This is a genomic window from Kingella negevensis, assembly GCF_030177895.1.
Taxonomy (GTDB): Bacteria; Pseudomonadota; Gammaproteobacteria; order Burkholderiales; family Neisseriaceae; genus Kingella_C; species Kingella_C negevensis.
On the sequence record NZ_CP123448.1, the window covers coordinates 221,333 to 244,581 of the forward strand.

Here is a 23,249-nt window from a genome sequence, read left to right on the forward strand (position 1 = left end):
CGCTTATTCCATAACATAGGCAGTAATCGTTTTCAGGCTGCCTGAAACATCAAGCAATTTCCCTTTGCGACCACGCTTGCCCACAATATACGCCACTTTCAAACGCTCAGACGACAAACCGCCACGTTTGCCCACAATTTGCGCCGTGAAACTTTCCGTTTGCACACAGCTTGCCAGCAGCAGCGAATCATCGTCCTGCAAATTCATCAACTGCAAGCCACGCCCTTTCGCCATCAATTTCATTTCCGCCATGCTAATCGCCAATAAACGATTTTGCGCGCTCGCCACTACAATATAACTTTCAGGCTGCATTAAAACCGCATTATCCAGTTTTTCAGGCTGCAAAACGTGTTCATTCGCTTCTAAAGACATCACCGCCTTACCCGCTTTCACACGCGTATGCAAATCTGCCATTTTGCAGATAAAACCATAGCCACCCGAATTAGCCAGCAGCACATTATCGTTATCATCGCCAACCAACATCGCCAACACATTCGCATTGTGTTGCACATCAATCAACGAACCCACGGGCACACCATCACCGCGCCCTTTCGGCACATCGGCAGGGTCAATCGTATAGCTGCGCCCCAACGTGTCCAACACAATCACAGGCTGCACCGTGCGCGTTTCCAAAACTTGTTGCAAATCATCGCCTTCCTTAAACGCGATTTGCGACAAATCCACATCATGCCCAGCACGAGCGCGAATCCAACCTTTTTGCGACAAAATCAGCGTAATTGGTTCATCGGCTGTGGTTTGCGTCAGCGTGGCGCGTTCAGCGGCTTCCACCAATGTGCGGCGTTCATCGCTAAATTGTTTCGCGTCTGCCTGCATTTCCTTGATAATCAATTTTTTCTTATCATTTTCATCGGCTAACAAATGTTGCAGGCTGCTTTGTTCATCGCGCAACGCGTTCAATTCGCTTTCTAATTTAATCCCTTCCAAACGCGCAAGCTGGCGCAAACGAATTTCCAAAATGTCTTCCGCTTGAATTTCCGTCAAATTAAATTTAGCGATTAAATCCGCTTTCGGCTCGTCCGATTCGCGAATAACTTTAATAATTTCATCAATATGCAAAAACGCAATCATGCGCCCTTCCAAAATGTGAATGCGCTTTTCCACCGCGTCCAAACGGTGTTGCAAACGGCGCGTAACCGTCGCCACGCGATAATCCAGCCATTCTTGCAAAATCGTTTTCAGATTTTTTTGTGCTGGGCGATTGTCCATGCCCATCATCACAAGGTTGATAGACACATTGCCTTCCAAACTGGTTTGCGCCATCAGTGTGTTAATGAAATGTTCAGGCTCAACGCGGCTGGATTTCGGTTCAAAAACAAGGCGTACGGGGTGTTCGCTGTCGCTTTCATCGCGCACTTTTTCAATCAAATCCAACATCAATTTTTTCGTGTTCAGTTGGTCTTGATTGAGTTGTTTTTTGCCCGCTTTGGGTTTGGGATTGGTTTGCTCTTCAATTTCCGCCAAAATTTTCGCGGCAGACGTATTCGGTGGCAATTCCGACACAATCACGCGCCATTGTCCACGCGCCATTTTGTCAATCTCGTAACGCGCACGAACACGCACCGAGCCTTTGCCCGACTGGTAAATGTTTTGCAAATCTTTCGCTGATGTGATGATGTGTCCGCCTCCAGCAAAATCGGGCGCAGGGCAATATTTCATTAAATCAGCTACTTCCAAATTCGGCTTTTTCAACAACACAATCGCCGCTTGGGTTACTTCATTCAAATTGTGAGACGGAATTTCAGTCGCCATGCCCACCGCAATACCGCTTGCGCCATTCAACAAAACCATTGGCAAACGCGCTGGCAACGACACGGGTTCATCAAATGCGCCGTCATAATTCGGCACAAAATCCACCGTGCCTTGATTGATTTCAGACAGCAACAATTCCGCAATCGGGGTCAAACGCGCTTCGGTGTAACGCATTGCCGCCGCGCCGTCGCCGTCTCGTGAGCCGAAATTGCCGATGCCATCAATGAGCGGATAGCGCAATGTGAAATCTTGCGCCATGCGAACCATGGCTTCGTAGGCGGAACTGTCGCCGTGTGGGTGGTATTTACCCAAGATTTCGCCGACCACACGCGCCGATTTCACGGGTTTTGCACCGTGCGCCAAACCCATGTCTTTCATGGCAAATAAAATGCGGCGTTGCACGGGTTTTTGTCCGTCTTGCACGGCTGGTAAGGCGCGTCCTTTGACCACGCTCATGGCGTATTCTAGGTAGGCGCGTTCGGCATAGGGGGCTAAATCTAAGGTTTCGTGATTCATGCGGTGTTTCTGTTCTGTGCTAAATTTTGTAAACGTGTATTTTAAATGAATTTCAGGCAGCCTGAAAGTTTGGAAAAGCGTTTTCAGGCTGCATTTTCGGGCGTTGAAACAGATTTTGGGGTAAACTTCAATTTTTCACACGCAAATTGCGAAATAAATGCAGCCTGAAAATGGCACATTGATTTTTTAAGATAAGTTTTCAGGCTGCATAAACCAATCGCAGCCTGAAAAAATCATCATCTTCAAAGGACGAACCATGACCCCACAAGAAACCGACATCGCGCTAATTGGCGCAGGCATTATGAGTGCCACGTTAGGCACACTTCTCAAAGAACTTGCACCAGAAAAAAGCATTGCCGTATTTGAAAAACTGTCTGCGCCAGCGTTGGAAAGTTCGCACGAACTGAACAACGCAGGCACGGGACACGCCGCGCTGTGTGAACTGAATTACACGCCCGAACAATCCGATGGTAGCGTAACCATTAACCGTGCCGTGGGCATTAACGAGAAATTTCACTTGTCTCTGCAAGCGTGGGCTCATTGGGTAAAACAAGGCAAGCTGCAAGAGCCGCGCGAATTTATCCGCCGCTTGCCGCACATGAGCTTTGTAACAGGCGTAAAAGACGTGCAGTTTTTGAAAACACGCCACGCGGCTTTGTCGCAACACCCATTGTTTGCAGGCATGGAATTTGCAGAAGACGCGGAAACGTTGCAGCAATGGATTCCGTTGATGATGAACCAGCGCACGGATTCGCAGCCGATTGCGGCAACACGCATTCTCACTGGTACGGATATGAATTTTGGCGCATTAACGCGCAAACTGTTTGATTATTTAACGAATAATGGCGTTTCGCTGAATTATTCGCAAAGTATTAAAGCGTTGAACCGCTTACAAGACGGCAGATGGTCGCTGACGGTGGTGGATGAAAACACGGGCGAAATGCGTGTGCATTTGGCGAAATTTGTGTTTATTGGTTGCGGCGGCGGCAGCTTGAGTTTGCTGCAAAAATCGCATATTCCTGAGAGTGAACACATTGGCGGTTTTCCTGTTAGCGGCTTGTTTTTAAAATGTAAAAACGATGAAGTGGCAGCGAAACATCACGCGAAAGTTTATGGCAAAGCGAAAGTGGGTGCGCCGCCGATGTCTGTGCCGCATTTGGATACGCGTTTTGTGGATGGTAAGAAAACGCTGTTGTTTGGTCCATTTGCAGGTTTCACGCCGAAGTTTCTGAAAGAAGGTTCGCTGTTGGATTTGCCGCTTTCTGTGCGCCCGAATAATTTGTGTACCATGCTGACGGCGGCGAGTAAAAATGTCGCTTTAACCAAATATTTGATGGAACAAGTGCTGCTGACCAAAGAGCAACGCATGGCAGATTTGCGTGAGTTTGTGCCTGATGCGCGTGATGAAGATTGGGAATTGATTACGGCTGGGCAACGCGTGCAAATCATCAAAAATAACGCACAAGGTTCGGGCGAATTGCAGTTTGGTACAGAAGTGGTTTGCGCGGCGGACGGTTCGCTGGCGGCATTGTTGGGCGCGTCCCCAGGGGCTTCTACTTCGGTTCATGCGATGGTGGAAGTGTTGCAGAAATGTTTTTCAGGCAGCCTGAACGGGTTGGACGAAAAATTGCGTGAGATGATGCCGTCTTTGGGACTGAGTTTGGCTGATGATTTGACGTTGTTGCAGCAGGTTCGTGTGGACGTTGAAGAGCAGTTGCAGTTGGCGGATTGATGATGTGATTGCAGCCTGAAAACAAATTTTCAGGCTGCATTTTTATAGGATAACAATGAATTTTTCTTCTCTCTTGATTACTTGGCAAAAACAGCACGGGCGGCATCATTTACCTTGGCAAGTGTCTGACCCGTATCGCGTTTGGCTGTCTGAAATCATGTTGCAGCAAACGCAAGTGATTACCGTGCTGGACTACTATCCGCGTTTTGTGGCGCGGTTTCCCACGGTGCAAGATTTGGCTGCCGCGCCGCAAGATGATGTGTTGCAGCTTTGGGCTGGCTTGGGTTATTACAGCCGTGCGCGAAATTTGCATTTTGCCGCGCAGCAAGTGGTGAACGATTTTGGTGGCACGTTTCCTGCCAATCGCGTGCAGTTGGAATCGCTCAAAGGGGTAGGGCGTAGCACTGCCGCCGCGATTTGCGCTTTTGCTTTCAGGCTGCCTGAAACGATTTTGGACGGCAATGTGAAACGGGTTTTATGCCGCGTTTTTGCATTGGACGGCGATCCAAGCGATAAGGCATTTGAACGTGATTTGTGGGCAAAAGCGGAATCATTGCTGCCTGAAAATCGGGCGGATATGCCTGCGTACACGCAAGGTTTAATGGATTTGGGCGCGACAGTTTGCACGCGCAGCAAGCCGCGTTGTGAGGTGTGTCCGATGAACAAAATGTGTCAGGCGTTGGCACAGGATTTAACGGCGGAATTGCCGCGCAAAAAAGCGGCGGTGGCGGTGCAGCAGCAAACGTTGTTTTGGCTGATTGCGCAGCGCGAAGATGGGGCAATTTGGTTGCACAAACGTCCGCAGCGTGGCATTTGGGCTGGGCTGTATTGTGTGCCAACTTTTGATTCGTTGGCACAAATGGGGGAAGGGGTGACGGTTGACGAGCTGGAAGAATTGCCTGCGCTGACACATCGTTTAACGCATCGTTTGCTGGAAATTATTCCGTATCGTGCGAATACGTTTTCAGGCTGCGTGAATAATGGGATTTGGGTGTTACCGCGTGATTTTGCGGCGTTTGGTATGCCGAAACCGTTGGCGAATTTGCTGCAAAACTTATGCACAAACTCTGTGGATAAAGGGGCAATTTAGTTGGCTTTTATTGAGAAAACCTTTATCAAATCACAGGTTATATTTTTTTGATTAAAAAATAGGCAATTTTTATAAAATCATTTTAAATCATAAATTTATGATAATAAAATACTTGTCAATAGTGTTAGTAAAATTTATTTTTGATGAAAATGCAGCCTGAAAAAAATCGCTTGTTTGTCAATCCAAACAAGCGATTTTTTTGTGGAAAATCAAGATTGTTGAAATTGCAGCAATAAACCTTTCACTAGTTTAGTAAATTGCTGATACTTTTCAGATTTCTCTATATTGGTGGTGGCTGCTAGATTAATTTCCGTCAGTAAACCGTTTTTATTACCGTAAATAATGGTGTTATCAAGCTGAAACATCTTTTCCCCGTTTAATTCAAACGGGGTGATGAATGCTTGTATCATTTCGCTGACGGGTAAATTTTGCACAATCAAGGTTTTCTTTACGCTTGGCGGTAGTGTGCCGCTTACATAATGAAACGGGTTGGTTTCCACCCCCAAAATACCGCGATACGAATAGATAAACACTTTATGTTCTAAACGGTTATTGTTGGCTAAATAAAGCTGGAATAATAAATGAGATAACTCATGAACGTGAGAATGAGGCTTGGGTTTAGCGTCTTTTTCTTTAGGTTTTAGTAGTGCCATATATTTTCCTTGATGTGTGCGTCAATTTATCAGGCAGCCTGAAAATTAGAACCCGTATTCACAAACAACTATTTGATAAATTTTAATATTTGTGAAATATACCCTAGTTTAACAAAATTTTCAGCAGATAAATTCGTCTGCTCAAAATCTTTTGCTAAACGTCGAGACCAACCTAACCATGCAAACGTTCGTTCTACAATCCAACGTTTGGGCAGAATATGCCAAGAAATATCTTGAATTCTCTTTGAAATCTCAACAGTTAAACCCAATTGCTCTGATACTTCACGCTCAAATGTATTCCGATAACCTGCGTCCGCACAGAAACCTTTTAAACTCGGATAGGTCTCAAACGCTTTTTTTGCTACAAAAATACCTGCTTTTGTGTCATGAATATTGGCTGCATGAACCACAACAGACAATAGATTACCCAACGTATCAACAGCTATATGTCGCTTACGACCTTTGATTTTTTTACCTCCATCAAAACCTTTATCATGTGCGCTAGAAGCTGTTTTGACACTTTGTGAATCAAGAATGGCATAAGTTGGCATTGCTTGTTTTTGATGGATTAAACGTTTTTTTGAACCAATGCCAAAAGAATTCTATCCCATAAGCCTGATTGATTGGCTCTGCGATAGAAACTCCATACGGTTGAATAAGGTGGAAAATCATTGGGCAGCATACGCCATTGGCAACCTGTTTTGGTGATGTACAAAACGGCATTCACTAATTGACGTTTATCCCATTTGTAGTGGCGTAGCTGGTTAAAATGTGGCTCAATCGCTTGCCATTGGGCATCTGTTAAGTCTGTTGGGTAGGATTTTCTAGTCATAAAGATATTTTATCATTTTTGTGAATACAGGTTCTTAGATTTGATTAATAGGAATGATTTTAGCTGTGCTGCGTTTTTTACCGCCTACCCCGTAGTTTTCTTCTACGTATTCTTTCACAATGGCTAAAAATTCCTGTGCCATATTGTCTCCCTTGAGCGTTACTTTTCTCTCTCCATCTACATAAACGGGCGCAACTGGCGTTTCACCTGTACCAGGCAATGAAATGCCGATGTCTGCCAATTTGCTTTCACCAGGACCATTCACCACACAGCCCATCACCGCCACGTTTAAACTTTCCACACCGGGGTATTGCCAACGCCATACCGTCATTTGTTCGCGCAAATATTGCTGAATATCGCGCGCTAATTCTTGGAAAACGGTGCTGGTAGTTCGACCACAGCCAGGGCAAGCCGTTACCATCGGCGTGAACGAGCGCAAACCCATCGTTTGCAAGATTTCTTGTCCCACCACCACTTCTTGCGTACGCGAAGACCCCGGTTCAGGCGTCAATGAAATGCGAATCGTGTCACCAATGCCTTCTTGCAACAACACAGACAGCGCGGCGGTTGAAGCCACAATCCCTTTGCTGCCCATGCCTGCTTCGGTCAAACCCAAATGCAAGGGATAGGCACAACGCGAACCCAAATCGCGATAAACCTGAATCAAATCCTGCACATTGGAAACCTTGCACGACAAAATAATTTTGTTTTCAGGCAGCCCCAATTCCACCGCTTTTTGCGCCGATTGCAACGCGGAAACGATTAACGCTTCCTTCATCACTTCTTCGGGCGATTTTGGGTTGGCGGACGCTAAATTTTCGTCCATCATTTTTTTCGCCAAACTTTGGTCTAGCGAACCCCAGTTCACGCCAATTCGAACTGCTTTGTCATGCTCGGCAGCCGTGCGAATCATGTAGGCAAATTTTTCATCGCCTTTCGCGCCTTTGCCGACATTACCAGGATTGATGCGGTATTTGGATAAGGCTTTGGCACAATCGGGAAACTCCGCCAACAAGCGTTCGCCATTAAAATGAAAATCGCCAATGATTGGCACGGCGCAGCCCATATCGTCTAAGCGGCTGCGGATTTCTGCTACTTTGCTGGCGGCTTCGGGTGAATTAACGGTAATCCGCACCATTTCTGAACCAGCGTCTGCCAATTCTTTAATTTGGCTCGCTGTGGCAACTGCATCGGCGGTGTCAGTGTTGGTCATGGATTGCACAACAACGGGGAATTCTGAACCAACGGTAATATGGTCGATTTGGACTTGATGGGTTTTTCGGCGAATGATTTTGGACATGATTTGTGTATCTTTTATTGTGCTTTCAGGCTGTAATTATGGAAGTTGCAGCCTGAAAAGTATAGTGGATTAAATTCAAATCAGGTCAGGACAAGGCGCTAACGTCTTACTGGTTTGAATTTAATTTACTGTAGTATTAAACAAACAAATTCAGGCAGCTTGAAAAAAATATTTTCAGGCTGCCTGAAGGATTATTGTGCGGTGAACGTAGCCGTTTTGCTGCCTTTGCGTGCAGCTTCAACGTCAATCGGTTGTCCGCCAAACGTAGCAGTTGAGCCGCTTGCGTAACCTAAACGCACTTCAAACGGTGCACCATCTTTGAAACGATGTTCGCTGTGACCAGGCACAATTTGGTTAATCAACACTTCGCCTTTGTTGTTGGTAACAGTCAGCATGGTGCGATAACGTGCCGTAATCACCAATTCACCTGGAACTGGAGCTGCACCTTGCATAATGGCTTGTGCTGGCGATGAAGCGATGCTGTCAGCAGACGCAGTAACGGTTTGCGTGTCGCTTGCTGTCATTGGTTTCACAATCACATTGGTGCTGTTTGGCACGTTGGGTACAGATGCCTCACTAGCGACGCTAATTTTAGCGGTGCTGGTGGCTTCTTGCTTAGCGTTTTCAGTTTGTGATTTGTTTTGCCATGCGTAAACCCCGTAACCAATCGTACCAATGGCTAGCACGCCAAAAATCCATGTCGGGAAAGGTTTTTTGCGTTGTTCATTGCTGAAATTCAGGCTGCCAACGGTTTTAGAAGTGTTGCGAACCGCTGCTGGTGGGGAAATATTGGCTAAAGCATTGTCTAAAATTTCTTCATCAATATCTAAAAAACGGCCATAACTGCGCAAGAAGCCGCGCACAAAAACAGGCTCTGGCAAACTTTCGTAATCGCCTTTTTCTAATGCTTCTACTTGGCGGGCAGGTAATTTCAAGCGCTCTGCAACTTCTCCGATAGATAAATTGCACTTTTCACGTTGGTGGCGCAATTCGTTGCCTAATGTGATGGCTGCGTTATTTTGATTTTGTGAATTTTCTTGTGTCATTGTGTATTACCTGACGTGATTGATTTGAGTTCATCTGAATAAGGGTAATTGGCTTGCAATTGCGCTTGATATTCTGATGCGTTTTGGTCTTCACCATTGGCTTTGGCAATATGATAACCCAATAATAAGTCATCTGCATTTAATGCGGCGACGAGACTTTGATATTTGCGGAATGAGCGGTCTGCTTCTGCTAATTTTTCATTTCCTAGATAAGCACGCGCACGTTCTTTGTGGACGGGTACAAAATCAGGATTATTTTGTAATGCGCGTTCGAAATATGCGTCTGCCATGTTGACTTGCCCTGATTTTGCCGTGCAAATGCCTTTGTTTAAATAGCTCACTTCTGGTGATGGGTAAGTTGGGTCTTGCAACGCTTTATCGAAATAAGCAATACTTTGAGTAGGCATATTTTTGGCGCTGCACAGGAACCAACCGTAGTTATTATTGATTTCTGCGCTATTTGGACTAATAGATAAGGCACGGCGGAAACTTTCTTCGGCTTTATCCGTTACTTTTAAATGCTGATAGATTTGTGCACGAACCAACCATGCAAAGTCGTAATTAGGAAATTCTTTTAAGACTTCTTCAATGGTTTTTGTGGCAGAACGGTAGTCGCCAGCACGGGTGTATTCAATGGCTAATTGGGTTCTGATTTGAGAGCTTTCCTTGGCAATTTCGCTACGACTACGCTTTTTTAATTTTGCGATGCTATTTCCTTCTGTAACGCAGCCTGAAAGCATAGTCCCCAAGCCAATTGCTATGGCTATTTTGGCTAACCAACTGGTTTTCATCATTATTTCATCTCCGCGTAAATCTGTTGCCATTTTTCTTGGCGTTTCGTTTTGTCTTTCACTTGCCCCGCTAATTGACCGCAAGCCGCATCAATATCATCGCCGCGCGTTTTGCGAACAGTAGTAATCAAATCCGCTTCCATCAAAATTTCTTTGAAAATATTGATATTTTTGTTGCTAGAACGCTCGTAGCCAGAATTAGGGAATGGATTAAACGGAATCAAATTAAATTTGCACGGCGTGTCTTTGACCAATTCCACCAATTCACGCGCGTGTTCAGGTTTATCGTTCACGCCGTCTAACATCACATATTCAAACGTGATGAAATCGCGCGGGGCTTTTTCCAAATAACGGTTACAGGCTGCCATCAATTCTTTGAGCGGATATTTTTTGTTCAGCGGCACAATTTGGTCGCGCACCGCATCGTTTGACGCGTGAAGCGACACCGCCAACGCCACAGGCATATCTTCTTTCAACCTGTCCATTTGCGGCACCATGCCCGATGTGGATACGGTTACGCGGCGACGCGACAAGCCATAGCCGTGGTCGTCCAACATGATTGACAGCGCGTTAATCACGTTGTCGTAATTCGCCAACGGTTCGCCCATGCCCATCATCACGACATTGGAAATCACGCGTTCATTTTTTGGTGTAACGCCTAAGGCTTTGTTTGCCCACCATAATTGTCCGATGATTTCGGCGGTGGATAAATTGCGGTTGAAGCCTTGTCGCCCTGTTGAACAAAATGTGCATTCCAACGCGCAACCCACTTGCGATGAAATACACAACGTACCACGCTCGGTTTCGGGAATAAACACGGTTTCTACACCGTTACCTGTGCCGACGTCTAGCAGCCATTTGCGTGTGCCGTCTTTGGATTCTTGCGAAGTCATCAAGGCTGGAATGCCAACTTCGGCTTGTTGTTCCAATTTGGCGCGTAGGGATTTTGCTAAATCGGTCATTTCGCCAAAATTTTCTGCTCCGCTTTGATGAATCCAGCGCATAACTTGTTTGGCGCGGAATGGTTTTTCGCCCATTTGCGCGAAGTGTTCGGTGAGTGCAGGTAAGTCAAAATTGAGCAGATTGGTTTTCATGTGGTTTGTGTTTCTTAATTTGCAGCCTGAAAACGGTTTTTCAGGCTGCGATAATAGGTTGTAAAAGGGCTATTTTATCAAGGTTTCAGGGCTTTGTGTGATTTGACTTTGGGGCAGCCTGAAAAACGCGTTACAATCTTTTCCAGTTTTATTTTGATGATGAATAGTGAGATGACTCCGATTGAATATTGCCGTGAAAAGGCGCGTTCTAGTGGTTCTAGTTTTTTGACGAGCTTTTATTTTTTGTCGCCAGAGCAGGTGGATGCGATGACGGTTTTGTATGCGTTTTGCCGTGAGCTGGACGATGTGGTGGACGATTGTGTGGACAAAAATCAGGCGCGTGAATTGTTGTCGAAGTGGCGCGCGGATTTGGCGAAGGTTTTTCAGGCTGCGTTGCCTGAATTTCCTGTGAATCAGGCATTGGCGGAAATTGTGCCTGTTTTCAGGCTGCCTGAAAATGAGCTGGTGGAATTGATTAACGGCATGGAAATGGATTTGGATTCTGTGCGTTATGAAAATTTTGCGGATTTGCAGCAATATTGTTACCGCGTGGCGGGGGTGGTGGGTTTGCTGATTGCGCGGATTTTGGGCTTTGAAGATGAACGGACTTTGTTGTATGCGGAAAAGCTGGGCTTGGCATTGCAACTGACGAATATCATGCGTGATGTGGGCGAAGATGCGTTGATGGGGCGGATTTATTTGCCGTTGGACGAGTTGGCGCGGTTTGGGGTGTCGGAAGCAGATGTGTTGGCGCGGTGGTATTCGCCTGAATTTGAGCGGTTTATGCGGTTTCAGTTGGAACGGGCGCAGGAAACTTATCGGGAAGCGGTGGCGTTGCTGCCTGAAAGGGATAGGCAGTCGCAAAAGGTGGGGCTGATTATGGGGGGAATTTATTATGCGTTGTTGCTGGAAATGGAAAAGGTTGGCTGGCAACGGGTTTTGGCTGGGAAAACACGGTTGTCTAAATGGGGGAAATTGTGGGCGGCTTTGTGGGTTTGGTTGTTTGGGTTTAAGCCTTGATTGAATACAGCCTGAAAGATATAAATACCGTAGGGGTGTAAATACATCATAAAGCAGCCTGAAACTATTTTCAGGCTGCTTTTTATGGGCGATTATTTCCAGTATTTTTTGCGTAGGGTCTCGTAAGTGCCGTCTGCTTTCACGGCGGCTAAGCCTTCGTTGAGTTTGGCGAGTAACTCGGCATTGCCTTTTTTCACGGCGAATGCGTAGTGTTGAACGGGCAGTGATTCGTCATGCACGATAACGGCTTTGCTGTCGGGGTATTCTTTGGCGTAATAGCTCAAAGGTGCATCGCTACCAATGACGGCATCTGCACTGCCTCTGAGTACGTCTTTGGCAGCTAACCAGATGGTGCTTTGTTTGATGATGTTGCTTTTGTCGGCAAGCCCAAACATAGGGACGAGTGATTCGGATACGGAACCTTGTTGCAGGGAGATTTTTTTGCCTTTTAAGGCGGCGAATCCTTTGGCTGAACCTAATTCGTTTTTAACCAGCATAACGTAGTGGTAATCGTAATGCGGTTGTGAAAAGTCCATGGTTTGGGCGCGTTCGTCGGTCATGGTTACGGCACCTGCGACAATGTCGGCTTTTCCTGTGTTGAGTGTGTCAAACAGTCCAACCCATGTGTGTACATCGTATTTGAGTTTGAAGCCTTGCTTTTGGGCGATGGCTTCTAATAGGTCGTGTTCAAACCCTGTTGCACCACTTGGACTTTTGGGGTCGCGCATGATGAAGGGGAGGGTATCAGATTCGGACATGACGGTGTAGACTTTTTCGCTGCTGTTGGCGGTGGCTGGTGCGGCGGTGGGGGGTTCTTTTGGTTCTGCTTTTTGTTGTTGGCTTTCGTTTTGACATGCGCTAAGTGCCAAAATACTGCAAGCTAAAATGGCTAATTTTTTCATGGTTATTTCTCCAAAATTTCATGTTGTTGTTAGAAGTTGATATTGTATGCTGTATTTTTGGAGACTGTATTGCTTTTTGAAACAAGGTTGATTTAATGCAATGAATTGATTATAAAGAAATTTTATTATAAAAATACAAAAGCAGCCTGAAACTTATTTTCAGGCTGCTTTTAGTTTAGTAGCTGACTGACGGTGCGTGCCCACGTTGTAAGTAAACGGTGGCATCACGCGCGTAATCATTGAGCGAAATGTTTTCAGTGTGCATTTCTTCGCCGTCGTCTAACTGGCGGTAACGAATGGCGTATGTGCCTGCGTCTAAGCCGTCTAACACAAATTGGCTGCGCTCGTTCAGGAAGAAGGTGCGTAAAACTTGCGGTTGGTCAGTCGTATAAAGTTCGGCGAATACGTCTGAGCTGTTGCGGATGTTTTCCACGATGATACGCATTTTTCCTGTTTGGCTGCGCACTTGGGTGTAACCACTGATATACGATGAATCTTGTGGGAACGGTGTGCCATTGGGTGCGGTGGTTGGGCGAATGTAAGCAGTTGTTGCGGGTGTGGTGCTGGCAACGGTTACATTTGATGCAGCTTGCGAAACCGTGGCAGTTGTGCCATTTTCAGGCTGCACCACAATCACAGTCGGCTGTTGTTCGACTACTTGGCGATGCCCAACCATATAGGTAACTTGTAAGGCGAGCAGGGCGGTTAGAATCACACATACACCAATAATCAACATATATAAGTTACGCTTTTTATGCGAATCTTCTTTTTTGTTTTCAGGCTGCGATACCACGACATTTTTGCGAGATGTAACCACAATCTGATATTCGCTTTCCATTTCCAACGCTTCTTGCTCTCGAATCCACAAATCGTGTCGCGCACGCATCGTCGGGTCGGATAAAACTTCATACGCGCGATTGATGATTTGCATGATGCGGTGAGCGTTGGGGTCTGGATTGTAGTCTGGGTGGTATTGTTTGGATAAACGGCGGTATGCTTTGCGAATGGTGTCGGCATCAGCATTACGCGGAACGTGTAAATTATCGTAGTGAGTACGCATTATTTTTTTCCTGCTCGTGCTGCGCCCATGTTGGCGAGTTCATCAGCACGCTCGTTTTCTGGGTGTCCTGTGTGTCCACGCACCCAAGTCCACTCTATTTGGTGTTGCGCGGCGAGTTCGTCTAAACGTCGCCACAATGTTTCATTTTTTACGGGCTGTTTCGATGCGGTTTTCCAGCCATTTTTTTTCCAACCGTGAATCCAGCTTTCCATGCCATTTTTCACATATTGCGAATCGGTGCAAATCACCACATGGCATGGGCGCGTGAGTTGCGCCAATCCTTCAATAATCGCCGTGAGTTCCATGCGATTGTTGGTTGTGTCCACTTCGCCGCCGAACAATTCCTTTTCGTGCGAGCCATAACGCAACAATGCCCCCCAACCCCCAACACCAGGATTGCCCTTGCACGCGCCGTCTGTGTAAAGATAAACGGTTTTTTCCATAAGTATGCAGTATTAAAAACAATCAAAATCAGGTAAACTTCGCCCCGTGTGATTTTTCCTACAGGGCGACTAAAATGCAGCCTGAAAAGTTAAATTAACGTTTGGAACGGAAAAATTCGTCCACCGCGTCTTGAAACAAATCAGCATGAACGCTATTGGTATAACCCAGTTCAGCCACTTCATCTTCAAACGCAGCCTGAACAGATTCCACGACATCTTCCGCCATATCCTGTGGCAGCGCACGCAAGAAACCTTGAAGTGCAGCCGCCAACACACGATTTTGCATGTGTAATTTATCGTTTACCTCTTCCAAATAGTCCAAACGTTGCTCTAAATCTTCCATGTTTTAAAACCTTTTAATTTTCGTAAAAACCGATATTGTAGCAAAAACCCTTTACACGGACACGCCGATAATGACCAAATTAGATACAACTTCAACATCAACCATGATTTTCACTTTGGAAGATGACCCAGTAGAAACCCCAGAAGTCGCTCAAGCTGCACCAGCAGAAGAATTTGAAGACTTACCCGAGTTAGACGAAGCTGAAATCATCAGTGAAACCATCGAGCCGACAGAAACAGAAGTCGCGGCAGCCGAAGAAGAAGCCGAAAACCCAAACGAAACCGAATGGGAACGCAGCCTGAAAGCCTTACGCACGCGCCATTTGGAAGAGCAAGTAGAGCAAGAAAAAGAGCCTGAACCCCTGCCAAAAATTGAAATCAATCCCCTGCCAAAACGCGAAGTAGTGCAACGTAGCACGGATTATGCCAATTTGTCCGACATCGTAGAAAGCACGTTTGGTGACCAAGAATTAGACGCAGCCTACCGCGAATACTTGCGCCAAGCCGAAGCTGAACACAACGCCAGCGAAACGATTGTGGAAGACGATATTGACGTGCTGATTCAAGAAGACTGGCTCAACGCACAATCCGCCTTACAAAGCGAACACGCACGTAAACAACTCACCGCGTCAAAAACCGTGATTTTGAACGGTTCGCAGCCTGAAAACCTGCCAGAAACCGAATTGGACGACAACGCAGATTTGGTTGGCGACAGTTTGAACAGCAACCGCACGCCATTGCCACAAATCGCCGTTCACGTTTACGATTTGCCTGATTTGCCATCAACGCGCCGCATTCGTGTTGTGTCAGAAAAAGAGCTGATGCAAGGCATTTGCGACAAATTGAAGCCACATTTGAGCAACGCCGTAGCAGGTTTGGTGCGCCAAGCCTTGCAGCGCAAAATGGCAACTTTATCTTACGATTTACAAGCGATGTTGAACGAAGCCACGCCTGATATGGTGCAAGATGTGTTGGACCATAATTTAGATGTGATTTTCCGCACAGTAAAAAATCAGTTGCGTGAAAAAAATAAATCATAAAAAACAGCAGCCTGAAAAGTTTTTCAGGCTGCATTTTTATTTTGGCTTGACAGATTTAGTCCCAAAGGCGTAAATTTTCGCTTACATCATCTTACCTTTCTTAGAAGACTTTATCATGAAAAACTTTGTTGCTTATGTTGCTTATTATTGGTGGTACACACTTCGGTGCGGTACCGCTTTTTTGCGTGTGTAATTACGGTAACAAAGTTATCCCGCCCCGAAATCTATCGCGGCGGTTTTTTTATCTTGCGTTTTGATAACCGCCCGATGTTTAAACCATTAAACCAAAGGAAACCGTTATGAAAACCGCTCAATTATTCCAATCTGATTTTTCTGCTGAAACTACATTGCGCCAATGTTGCTTGATTACAGACGGCAACGCTCATCGCACGGATTTGTGTGTGAACCCAATTGGTTTTACGCACAAGGATTTGTTAAGCGAAGCCATGCTGCCTGAAATTCGCACGGTGGCGATGCTGATTGCGGCTTCGCGTTGCGATTTAAGCAAAAATAGCCCTGCCACTTTTACCGATGAAATGGACTGGTTTGCGGCGCGTATTTTGGTTTTGCGTGTACGCGCGTTTCATTTGGATGTGAAATTGAATGCGATGTTGCAAACGGCAAATGAACGCGCGAAGGCGTTTGCACAAAAATTGAATTTGCCTTTTCAGGCTGCGGCTATTCGCCCGAGTTTGCATTTGAAACGTCCTGCGAATATGTTGCTGATGGAATGTGATTTGACTGGTGTAGCGCGTGAAAGTGTGTTTGACAATTCTCGTGCGGTTCGGGCGTTGATTCAAGGGGTGAAGTTGGATGTACTAGATGTACACGACGGTCATTGTCGCCTTGTCCTAATCTAAATTTAATCCACTATAAATGCAGCCTGAAAACACGAAATGTGTTTTCAGGCTGCATTTGTTTTAATCATCAGATGAAGTGCCTACGCCGTGTAAGATAAATAACACAACTGCACTGACAAAAAAGGAAAATTCAAAACCATCGCCATCAGTACCCATCATCAGCCACGCTGGAATATTAATAATCACAAAAACCGCCATCATCAGATAAACCAATCCGCGTGAAACAGGGTCAGGTTTCATTTGTGTGGTGTATTTGGGCGCGTTGCCAAGATTGAACCATTGGGCAATTTGCTGATAGGGAATGGGCGTGCTTTTGCTCCATGCCAATTCGTTGCGCGAATATTCTGCGCTGAGTTTGCTGTTGCCTTGGCGGTAGTCTTGATAGACGTTGATGTCGTTGGCGCGAATGTGCCAATAAAACGCACCTGCGGCATAGCTGACGCGTGAGCCGTAGTCGTATAGTTTGGTGCTGCCTTGGGGGCGGTTGTGTGCGTCTAGGCGTGGGAAGTCGGCGAGGGTTTCGGATAGGCTGAAGCCGTCTTCGGGGGTTTCCACTAACCATTTGAAGCCGTGGCTGGGGGAATACAATAGGTATTCTGTCCAGTAGCCTTGTGGCACAACGCCGTAACCTGCTGGGTTTTGTTGGTTCATCAGGGCGTATGCGTCGCTGAAGCTGATTTCTTCTTTGCGGACGAGACCAATCACGGTGTAATGCGTGCCGTTGATGTTGCCTGTTTTGCCGAGTGGTAGAGTGCTGGCGGTGTCTTGGGCTTGACGCATATTGTTGGCGGCAATCAATTCGGCTTTGCCGTTGCTGGTGTCGATTTCGCTGCTGCAACTGGGGCAGATGATATTGGCGGTTGCGCCTGTTATCCAGTTTACGGGCGAGCCGCAGTTGGGGCAGTTTTCGCTTTGGCGTGTGCCTTTTAGGCTGCCTGCGCTTTGGCGGATTTGGGTTTCATCGCGTGTGTTGCCTAGTGATAGTTCGTTGAGTTTGACGGTGCGCCCAAGATAGGCGAGCGGTGGGGTTTGTTCGTAGTCAAGCGTGAGAAAGGCGTTTTCGCTGCGCCAGTCGGATACGCGATTTTGGTAGTTTTCAGGCAGCCTGAAAGGGAGTTCGCCTTGGGCGGTGGCTTGGCTGAGTGTGATTTCGTGTACGTCGCTGGCGATGAAGCGTTTGCCGAAGTCTAATGTGGTTACCCCTGCGCGAATCGTGTGAAATTCTGGGGGGTTATTGGGCGATTGGGTGTGTTTAACGATGACGTATTGGTCACTGGATTCGGAGAGCCAGCCGTCTGTGCCGTCGTTGAATTTTATGTACCATTCGTTCCAAATGCCTGAGTCGTATTTGGCTTGTAGTCGCCCGATAATGTTGAAGGATTGGGCGGCGTATGTGCCTGTTGTGCCGATTTGTAGGGGGCTGAAGTCTTGCAGTAGGGCGGAATCGCGTCCTGTGTCTTGCAGGCTGTTGTCTTGGCGCGTGAGTAGGCTGCTGCAGTAGCTGCAAATGATGGTTACTGCGGTGGCGGAGTGGATTTGGACGGGTGCGCCGCAACTGGGGCAGGTGGTGTGAAATAGGGGTTCAGTCATGGCGTGCTTTCGGGTTTCAGGCTGCTTTAAATTTGAATGTGGCGTTGCGCCGCCACGTTTACTTTAAATTTGACTAAATGTGTTTTCAGGCTGCGATTGTTCATGTTGCAGCCTGAAAACTATTCTTTTGCCCATGGTCTGCCGCCGTAGAGTTGGTGGTGGGCTTCTTGGGTGCGGATAATGTAGTCTTCAATCAGTTTGTTTACTTCATCAACGGGCAACCATTGTAAAAGGACTTCGTACAAGCCTTTCATTCTGACGGCGTTGTCGCAAAAATAATTTACGGTATAACGCCCTGTGCCAACGTATTTTTTATTCAATTCACGCAGTTTTTTGAATACTTTGCCATCGTTGCCTAATCCGACAATGCACCACTCGGAGGCGATTTCTTGCGCGGTTTTTCGGGTCATGGCGAAGCAGTTTACGTCTATCATGTGGGTTTGCAATACTTCGGGTGTTTTGACAAATTGGGTTTCATTCAACACGGTAAGTGGAATATCAATGCGTTGATTGGCGAGTTTGCATTCCCATTCGCCTAGCGATTCCATGTCGTCGCGGCACATGAATTGGTTTTGTGCGTTGTAGAAATTGCGCAGCGTGTAAACGTAATCCGCTTGGCTTTGTGCGAAGGTTTCTACCACGCTGGCGACGTGGTCTTCTCGATACCAGTTGTCATCGTCTAAAAAGCAGATGATGTCTTCTTGTGCGATAAATGGTGCGGCGGCGTTGATGTGGCTGTTGTACCAGCCGTTTGCGCCTGTGTTCACGGGCAGATACACGGCTTTGACGTGCGGATAACGCTCGAGAATTGGGCGTGCGGCTGCGGCGTGTTGTTTGCCGTCCACAAATACATAACGTGTGCAGGGATGGGTTTGCGCGGCAACGCTTTGTATGGCGCGTTCAAGTTCGGCGCGTCCGATGGTGGCGGTAATGATGGCTACGGTTGGATTTGTCATGATTTTTCAGGCTGCATTTGGGGTTAAAGGGGATTTTGATAGGCTGGGTTATAACCCTGCGATTTCAGGTTGCGTGAATTTGCTGGGTCGCAACCCAGCCTACGGAGTTTTGAGTGTTGTGAAAATGTCGGGCATAAATTTACCGACCTACATTGCAGCCTGAAAAATGGGTTTTACCAATCGCCGCGTTTCACTTTGTCTAGCTGACGACGGTCGCGTTTGGTGGGTCTGCCGTCTGGGTAGGCTGCGGTGATTCGGCTGGCTTGGTCTAGCAATTTTTGTGCTTCGCGTTGCACGGCGGTTTTTTCGTCTTCTTGATAGAGTAAACGGGCTTCGGGTGCTGGGCGGCGTTGGTGGTTGAGCTTGAGTACGGTGAGTTTGTAGGGCAGGGAATTGAGCGTTAAGTCAATCACGTCGCCAACGATGATGTATTTGCTGGTTTTGGTTTTTACGCCGTTTACTTGCACGCGCCCGAGTTCGATGTGTTTGCTGGCGAGACTGCGTGTTTTGAAAAATCGGGCTGCCCATAGCCATTTGTCTAGGCGCATGGTGTGGTCTAATTCTTTTTCCATGGGGGTGGGGGTTCCTTGTGGGGAGTGGGTGGTAGGTCGGCTTTCTAAGCCGACTTTCGTTTTCAGGCTGCAAAAAGTTGCATTTCACAAATTTTAAGCGTGGGTGTGGCGGCGCAACGCCACGTTCACACGTTAAAAATAACGGAATTTGTTTGCAACCTGAAAATGAAAAATATACCAAAAAAGCAGCCTGAAAACTATCAGATTTCCTACAAAACTTAACCTTATCGTAGGTCGGATTCAAGTATCCGACCTACGCGGTTTTCGTTTTGCAGCAAAACAATTGTTTTTCAGGCTGCTTTTGATTGTGTTGTTTTAACCTGCTTTGCCATCAACGCGCGGTTGCGTTAGCCATGGGAAATAGCGCACGAAGTAAATCGTTAATGACGCGGCGAATAAAATCGCGGAGCAAGTGCGTGAGTGCATATAGGCGGTGGTGTTTACATACAGCATCACGGCGGCAAATGCGCGAAGCACGGCTGCGGCAACCATTAACCAAAATGCGGTTGGCAACCATTTGGGTGCTGGGTATAGGGCGCGTCCTGTGTGTCCCAATGCGGTGCGTGTCATCATGCTGATGGTGAGCAAGCCCATGCCGCCGACTGACAATAAATGTACGCCTAAGCTCATGGTTTGCGGTGCGGCAACGCCAAACGCCATGAAAATCAAGCCAACTGATGAAAATGCATAACCTGCGTGCAGCGTCCACAACATCGGTTCGCGCAAAATGGCTTTGTCAAACCAGCGTTTCACTTGCACGCAGCCCAACACGCCAGCAAATAGGTTCAAATAAAAGGTTAATGCGACTGCGGTTTGTGTCATCATCAATAGCGCGGAAGTCATCGGCAAAACGAGTGCGGCGGTGATTGCCCATTGTGGGCTGCCGATTTGTGGGGTGTTCAGTCGGCGTGATGTGAAGAATGGGATAATGCGGTTGCCAATCAAGCCGATGAAACCTGCTACGAGCATTAAACCTGCGTGTAAACCGTTGGCGAGTGCGCCGTTGTCTAGTTTGTGCAGATAAATATGGAATGAGAGATGGCTGACACCAATCAGGAACAGGGCGACTACGGCTAAATAGTTGCGTGAATTGCGGCTGCGGTACACGGATTCGCCCATGCCGTATGCGGCGAGCCAGTAAAACGCTGTGCCGAAAAAGGCGGTGAGTAAGCCTGTTGGCAAGAATGCACTGATTCGTGCCAAAATCCATGCGCCAACGATTGCCATTAGGAATTTGCCGCGTACGGGTGGTTGTCCTGTCCATGTGGCGACTGCGGTCAGTAAAAAGGCAACAACAACTGCGCCTGCGTAGCCCCAAATCATTTCGTGCGAGTGCCAAAAATAAGATGGCAGTGCGCGTGTGCCTTGGTAGCCGAACCCCCATAATAAGATGGATAACACGGCGTAGGCGGACGTGAGTAGATAAAGTGGACGGAATGCCATTGCCCAAACGGGGTGGCTGGGTTTGGTGTAAGCAAGTAGGGTTTTCATTTGGTTACTCGTTTTTTTGGGTGGTTTGTGGGAAAACTGTTTTCAGGCTGCGTTTTATAACGCTTTCGTTTCTAATTCGGGAAACAACTCTCGTTCTTCAAAACGGGCATGGTCGCGCAGCAAGGTGGCAAATTGGGTGTTCCATTCAGTATCATCAAATTTTGCAGCCTGAAACATTTGACGCAGTTGCGCGTGGTCGTGTTCAAAGCGTTCGCGTAAATCGGAGCGGTTGAGTGCTGACCATAACGGTGCAAATTGGCGTTCTTCTGTGCTGAAATGTTTTTCTAAATCAAGGAAATGTTCGGTGATGTCTTTTTGATGATTTTGCTCAGGGTCGCGCAAAATGCGTAAACACAAAGCTAAGGTGTGATGATGTTCCTGAGAAAGGTTAATTAAAGCGGCGTGTCGTTTCATTTTTTGTGATTTAACCTTGTTATATATAGGAGTTTGGGTATAAGATTACCGTATTATGAAACTTTAAACAAACCACTGCAACTATGTATCTCACACAACAAACAGATTACGCCTTGCGCGTGTTAATTTATGCTGCGGTAAACGATGAAGATTTGGTGAATATCGCTACGATTGCTCAAACGTATAACATTTCCAAAAGCCATTTGATGAAAGTGGTAACCATGTTAGTAAAAGGCGGTTTTTTAGCCAGCGTTCGCGGCAAAGGCGGCGGTTTGCGCTTGGGGCAAAAGCCTGAAGACATTCGCGTGGGTGCAGTTGTGCGCTTGATGGAACCTTTGCAAATTGCCGAATGTTTCCGCGATGATAACCAATGCTTGATTACTTGCAACTGCCGTTTAGCGGAAATTTTGGGCGGCGGCATTAAAGCCTTTTTGAATCATTTGGACGGCTACACGCTGGCGGATTTGCTCAACAAAACCACGCAAGATATTTTGTACGTTCCGAAAATTCCGATTGTGCAAGAATCTTAATTTTTCAGGCAGCCTGAAAATGTTTTCGGGCTGCGTTTTCCATTAAGTTTCCTGCAAAACTACACATTTCGCAGGAAGTCCATTTTTATTTGAACGACTACCATGACAACACCCAAAAAATTAGTGATTGCCAGCCGCGAAAGCGCATTAGCCATGTGGCAAGCCAAACACATTCAAGCCCAACTGCAAGCCCTGTATCCCGAATGCGAAGTCAGCATTGAAGGCATGACAACCAAAGGAGACCAAATCCTAGACCGCACCCTATCTAAAATCGGCGGCAAAGGCTTGTTTATCAAAGAACTAGAAACCGCGCTGCAAGAAAATCGCGCCGATTTGGCCGTACATTCCATTAAAGACGTGCCGATGGATTTGCCCGAAGGTTTCGCCTTGGTAGCGATTGGCGAACGCGCCAACCCGTTTGACGCATTCGTGTCCAATCAATATGCACGTTTGGAAGACTTGCCCAAAGGCGCGGTAGTTGGTACGTCCAGCTTGCGCCGAGAAGCACAGTTACGCGCCCGTTTTCCGCATTTAGTTGTGAAACCTTTGCGCGGCAATCTGCAAACCCGTTTAGCCAAATTGGATAACGGTGATTATGATGCGATTATCCTTGCTGCCGCAGGTTTGGAACGCCTTGAATTGCACGAGCGCATTCGTTGCATGTTGTCGCCAGCAGACAGCTTGCCAGCCGCAGGGCAAGGCGCATTGGGCATTGAAATTGCCGCGCACCGTGCCGACTTGGTGGCAGCCCTATTGCCATTGAACCACGCCAAAACCGCCGCTTGCGTTACCGCAGAACGCGCGTTGGCGCGAGCATTGGGCGGCAGTTGCCAAGTACCATTGGCGGCGTATTGCACGGCTGATGACGCAGGTTTACTGACACTTCACGGCTTGGTGGCGCACCCTGACGGTTCGGTTATGCTGACCGCAGACGCGCAAGCCCCTGCGGAATATGCAGACGCATTGGGTAGAGCTGTTGCCAAAAAATTGGCTGATGATGGTGCGGTAGAATTGATTGCGGCAGTGTTGGCGGAGCAAACTGCAAGCTAATCATTTGTGATTTTTCAGGCTGCGTTTTGAAGAAAATGCAGCCTGAAAAGCGTTTTAAACCTTTTAGACTTTCTGCGAAAACCGTAGGTCGGATTCTTGAATCCGACAATTTGTGAAATGGAATGGTTGTTAAATACGAGTATCCGACCTATGAA

The 23,249-nt window shown here is 47.0% G+C and carries 25 protein-coding genes; 8 read left to right on the plus strand and 17 right to left on the minus strand.

All coding sequences use genetic code 11. The features are described from left to right. Window positions 1-3 precede the first annotated feature (3 nt). Window positions 4-2,286, minus strand: a complete 2,283-nt coding sequence (parC, locus tag QEO93_RS01190; RefSeq protein WP_032137299.1) for a DNA topoisomerase IV subunit A — start codon at window positions 2,284-2,286, stop codon at window positions 4-6. Window positions 2,287-2,542: 256 nt separating this feature from the next. Here parC and mqo point away from each other — a divergent pair, with 256 nt between their 5' ends. Further along, on the plus strand, window positions 2,543-4,018 hold the full coding sequence (mqo, locus tag QEO93_RS01195; protein WP_032137298.1) for a malate dehydrogenase (quinone): 1,476 nt from the start codon (window positions 2,543-2,545) through the stop codon (window positions 4,016-4,018). 55 nt (window positions 4,019-4,073) lie between these two features. Next, window positions 4,074-5,108, plus strand: coding sequence for an A/G-specific adenine glycosylase (gene mutY / locus QEO93_RS01200; protein WP_032137297.1), 1,035 nt, complete (start codon window positions 4,074-4,076; stop codon window positions 5,106-5,108). 209 nt (window positions 5,109-5,317) lie between these two features. On the opposite strand, the gene QEO93_RS01205 is transcribed toward mutY, so the two are convergent. The 7 genes from QEO93_RS01205 to rlmN form a co-directional block, all read right to left on the minus strand. After that, window positions 5,318-5,761: a hypothetical protein gene (locus QEO93_RS01205; RefSeq protein WP_179184649.1), complete on the minus strand. Its 444-nt coding sequence runs from the start codon at window positions 5,759-5,761 to the stop codon at window positions 5,318-5,320. A 68-nt stretch (window positions 5,762-5,829) separates the two neighbouring features. After that, a complete protein-coding gene (locus QEO93_RS01210; RefSeq protein ID WP_085815393.1) occupies window positions 5,830-6,312 on the minus strand; it encodes an IS5 family transposase in 483 nt (160 codons plus the stop codon). Between the two features lie 17 nt (window positions 6,313-6,329). Then, window positions 6,330-6,593, minus strand: coding sequence for a transposase (locus QEO93_RS01215; protein ID WP_003789867.1), 264 nt, complete (start codon window positions 6,591-6,593; stop codon window positions 6,330-6,332). Window positions 6,594-6,627: 34 nt separating this feature from the next. Beyond that, window positions 6,628-7,893, minus strand: coding sequence for a flavodoxin-dependent (E)-4-hydroxy-3-methylbut-2-enyl-diphosphate synthase (gene ispG, locus QEO93_RS01220; RefSeq protein WP_032137597.1), 1,266 nt, complete (start codon window positions 7,891-7,893; stop codon window positions 6,628-6,630). A gap of 191 nt (window positions 7,894-8,084) precedes the next feature. Further along, entirely contained in the window at window positions 8,085-8,939 is an 855-nt protein-coding gene (locus QEO93_RS01225; RefSeq protein WP_032137598.1) for a helix-turn-helix domain-containing protein, read from the minus strand. Then, complete coding sequence (pilW, locus tag QEO93_RS01230) at window positions 8,936-9,763, minus strand: type IV pilus biogenesis/stability protein PilW (protein WP_284627603.1); 828 nt, start codon at window positions 9,761-9,763, stop codon at window positions 8,936-8,938. Before pilW ends, QEO93_RS01225 begins: the two co-directional genes overlap by 4 nt. Further along, complete coding sequence (gene rlmN, locus QEO93_RS01235; RefSeq protein WP_032137599.1) at window positions 9,733-10,824, minus strand: dual-specificity RNA methyltransferase RlmN; 1,092 nt, start codon at window positions 10,822-10,824, stop codon at window positions 9,733-9,735. The genes pilW and rlmN overlap by 31 nt, the downstream gene beginning before the upstream one ends. A gap of 171 nt (window positions 10,825-10,995) precedes the next feature. On the opposite strand from rlmN, the gene hpnD reads away from it, so the two are divergent. Continuing rightward, complete coding sequence (hpnD, locus tag QEO93_RS01240; RefSeq protein ID WP_032137648.1) at window positions 10,996-11,844, plus strand: presqualene diphosphate synthase HpnD; 849 nt, start codon at window positions 10,996-10,998, stop codon at window positions 11,842-11,844. Window positions 11,845-11,936: 92 nt separating this feature from the next. Here the strand turns inward: hpnD and QEO93_RS01245 are convergent, their stop codons facing one another. The 4 genes from QEO93_RS01245 to QEO93_RS01260 form a co-directional block, all read right to left on the minus strand. After that, window positions 11,937-12,746, minus strand: a complete 810-nt coding sequence (locus tag QEO93_RS01245) for a transporter substrate-binding domain-containing protein (protein ID WP_032137600.1) — start codon at window positions 12,744-12,746, stop codon at window positions 11,937-11,939. A gap of 175 nt (window positions 12,747-12,921) precedes the next feature. Then, window positions 12,922-13,806 (minus strand): DnaJ domain-containing protein, encoded by an 885-nt coding sequence (locus QEO93_RS01250; protein ID WP_032137601.1) that lies wholly within the window; start codon window positions 13,804-13,806, stop codon window positions 12,922-12,924. Continuing rightward, window positions 13,806-14,249 carry a ribonuclease HI gene (rnhA, locus tag QEO93_RS01255; protein WP_032137602.1) on the minus strand — a complete coding sequence of 148 codons (444 nt, stop codon included), beginning with the start codon at window positions 14,247-14,249 and terminating at the stop codon, window positions 13,806-13,808. The genes QEO93_RS01250 and rnhA overlap by 1 nt, the downstream gene beginning before the upstream one ends. A 94-nt stretch (window positions 14,250-14,343) precedes the next feature. Further along, complete coding sequence (locus QEO93_RS01260) at window positions 14,344-14,592, minus strand: NGO1151 family protein (RefSeq protein WP_032137603.1); 249 nt, start codon at window positions 14,590-14,592, stop codon at window positions 14,344-14,346. A gap of 70 nt (window positions 14,593-14,662) precedes the next feature. On the opposite strand from QEO93_RS01260, the gene QEO93_RS01265 reads away from it, so the two are divergent. Both QEO93_RS01265 and QEO93_RS01270 read left to right on the plus strand, forming a co-directional pair. Further along, window positions 14,663-15,631: a hypothetical protein gene (locus tag QEO93_RS01265; protein ID WP_052368785.1), complete on the plus strand. Its 969-nt coding sequence runs from the start codon at window positions 14,663-14,665 to the stop codon at window positions 15,629-15,631. A gap of 299 nt (window positions 15,632-15,930) precedes the next feature. Next, a complete protein-coding gene (locus QEO93_RS01270) occupies window positions 15,931-16,491 on the plus strand; it encodes a hypothetical protein (protein WP_044250315.1) in 561 nt (186 codons plus the stop codon). Between the two features lie 60 nt (window positions 16,492-16,551). Here QEO93_RS01270 and QEO93_RS01275 read toward each other — a convergent pair whose 3' ends face one another. Both QEO93_RS01275 and QEO93_RS01280 read right to left on the minus strand, forming a co-directional pair. Continuing rightward, window positions 16,552-18,081, minus strand: coding sequence for a DUF4178 domain-containing protein (locus QEO93_RS01275; RefSeq protein WP_032137604.1), 1,530 nt, complete (start codon window positions 18,079-18,081; stop codon window positions 16,552-16,554). Window positions 18,082-18,200: 119 nt separating this feature from the next. Continuing rightward, entirely contained in the window at window positions 18,201-19,037 is an 837-nt protein-coding gene (locus QEO93_RS01280) for a glycosyltransferase family 2 protein (RefSeq protein ID WP_085815477.1), read from the minus strand. On the opposite strand from QEO93_RS01280, the gene QEO93_RS01285 reads away from it, so the two are divergent. Beyond that, window positions 19,036-19,200: a hypothetical protein gene (locus QEO93_RS01285; protein ID WP_218775915.1), complete on the plus strand. Its 165-nt coding sequence runs from the start codon at window positions 19,036-19,038 to the stop codon at window positions 19,198-19,200. The two genes, QEO93_RS01280 and QEO93_RS01285, sit on opposite strands and share 2 nt — an antisense overlap. Window positions 19,201-19,210: 10 nt before the next feature. On the opposite strand, the gene QEO93_RS01290 is transcribed toward QEO93_RS01285, so the two are convergent. The 3 genes from QEO93_RS01290 to QEO93_RS01300 all read right to left on the minus strand — a co-directional run bounded on the left by QEO93_RS01290 (window position 19,211) and on the right by QEO93_RS01300 (window position 21,514). Next, window positions 19,211-19,609, minus strand: coding sequence for an RNA-binding S4 domain-containing protein (locus tag QEO93_RS01290; protein ID WP_032137606.1), 399 nt, complete (start codon window positions 19,607-19,609; stop codon window positions 19,211-19,213). A gap of 315 nt (window positions 19,610-19,924) precedes the next feature. Further along, on the minus strand, window positions 19,925-21,100 hold the full coding sequence (locus QEO93_RS01295; protein WP_044250318.1) for an NnrS family protein: 1,176 nt from the start codon (window positions 21,098-21,100) through the stop codon (window positions 19,925-19,927). Between the two features lie 54 nt (window positions 21,101-21,154). After that, entirely contained in the window at window positions 21,155-21,514 is a 360-nt protein-coding gene (locus QEO93_RS01300) for a hemerythrin domain-containing protein (RefSeq protein WP_032137607.1), read from the minus strand. 83 nt (window positions 21,515-21,597) lie between these two features. Here QEO93_RS01300 and QEO93_RS01305 point away from each other — a divergent pair, with 83 nt between their 5' ends. Both QEO93_RS01305 and hemC read left to right on the plus strand, forming a co-directional pair. Continuing rightward, entirely contained in the window at window positions 21,598-22,044 is a 447-nt protein-coding gene (locus QEO93_RS01305) for an RrF2 family transcriptional regulator (RefSeq protein ID WP_032137608.1), read from the plus strand. Window positions 22,045-22,146: 102 nt separating this feature from the next. Continuing rightward, a complete protein-coding gene (hemC, locus tag QEO93_RS01310) occupies window positions 22,147-23,094 on the plus strand; it encodes a hydroxymethylbilane synthase (protein WP_032137609.1) in 948 nt (315 codons plus the stop codon). Window positions 23,095-23,249: the final 155 nt, after the last annotated feature.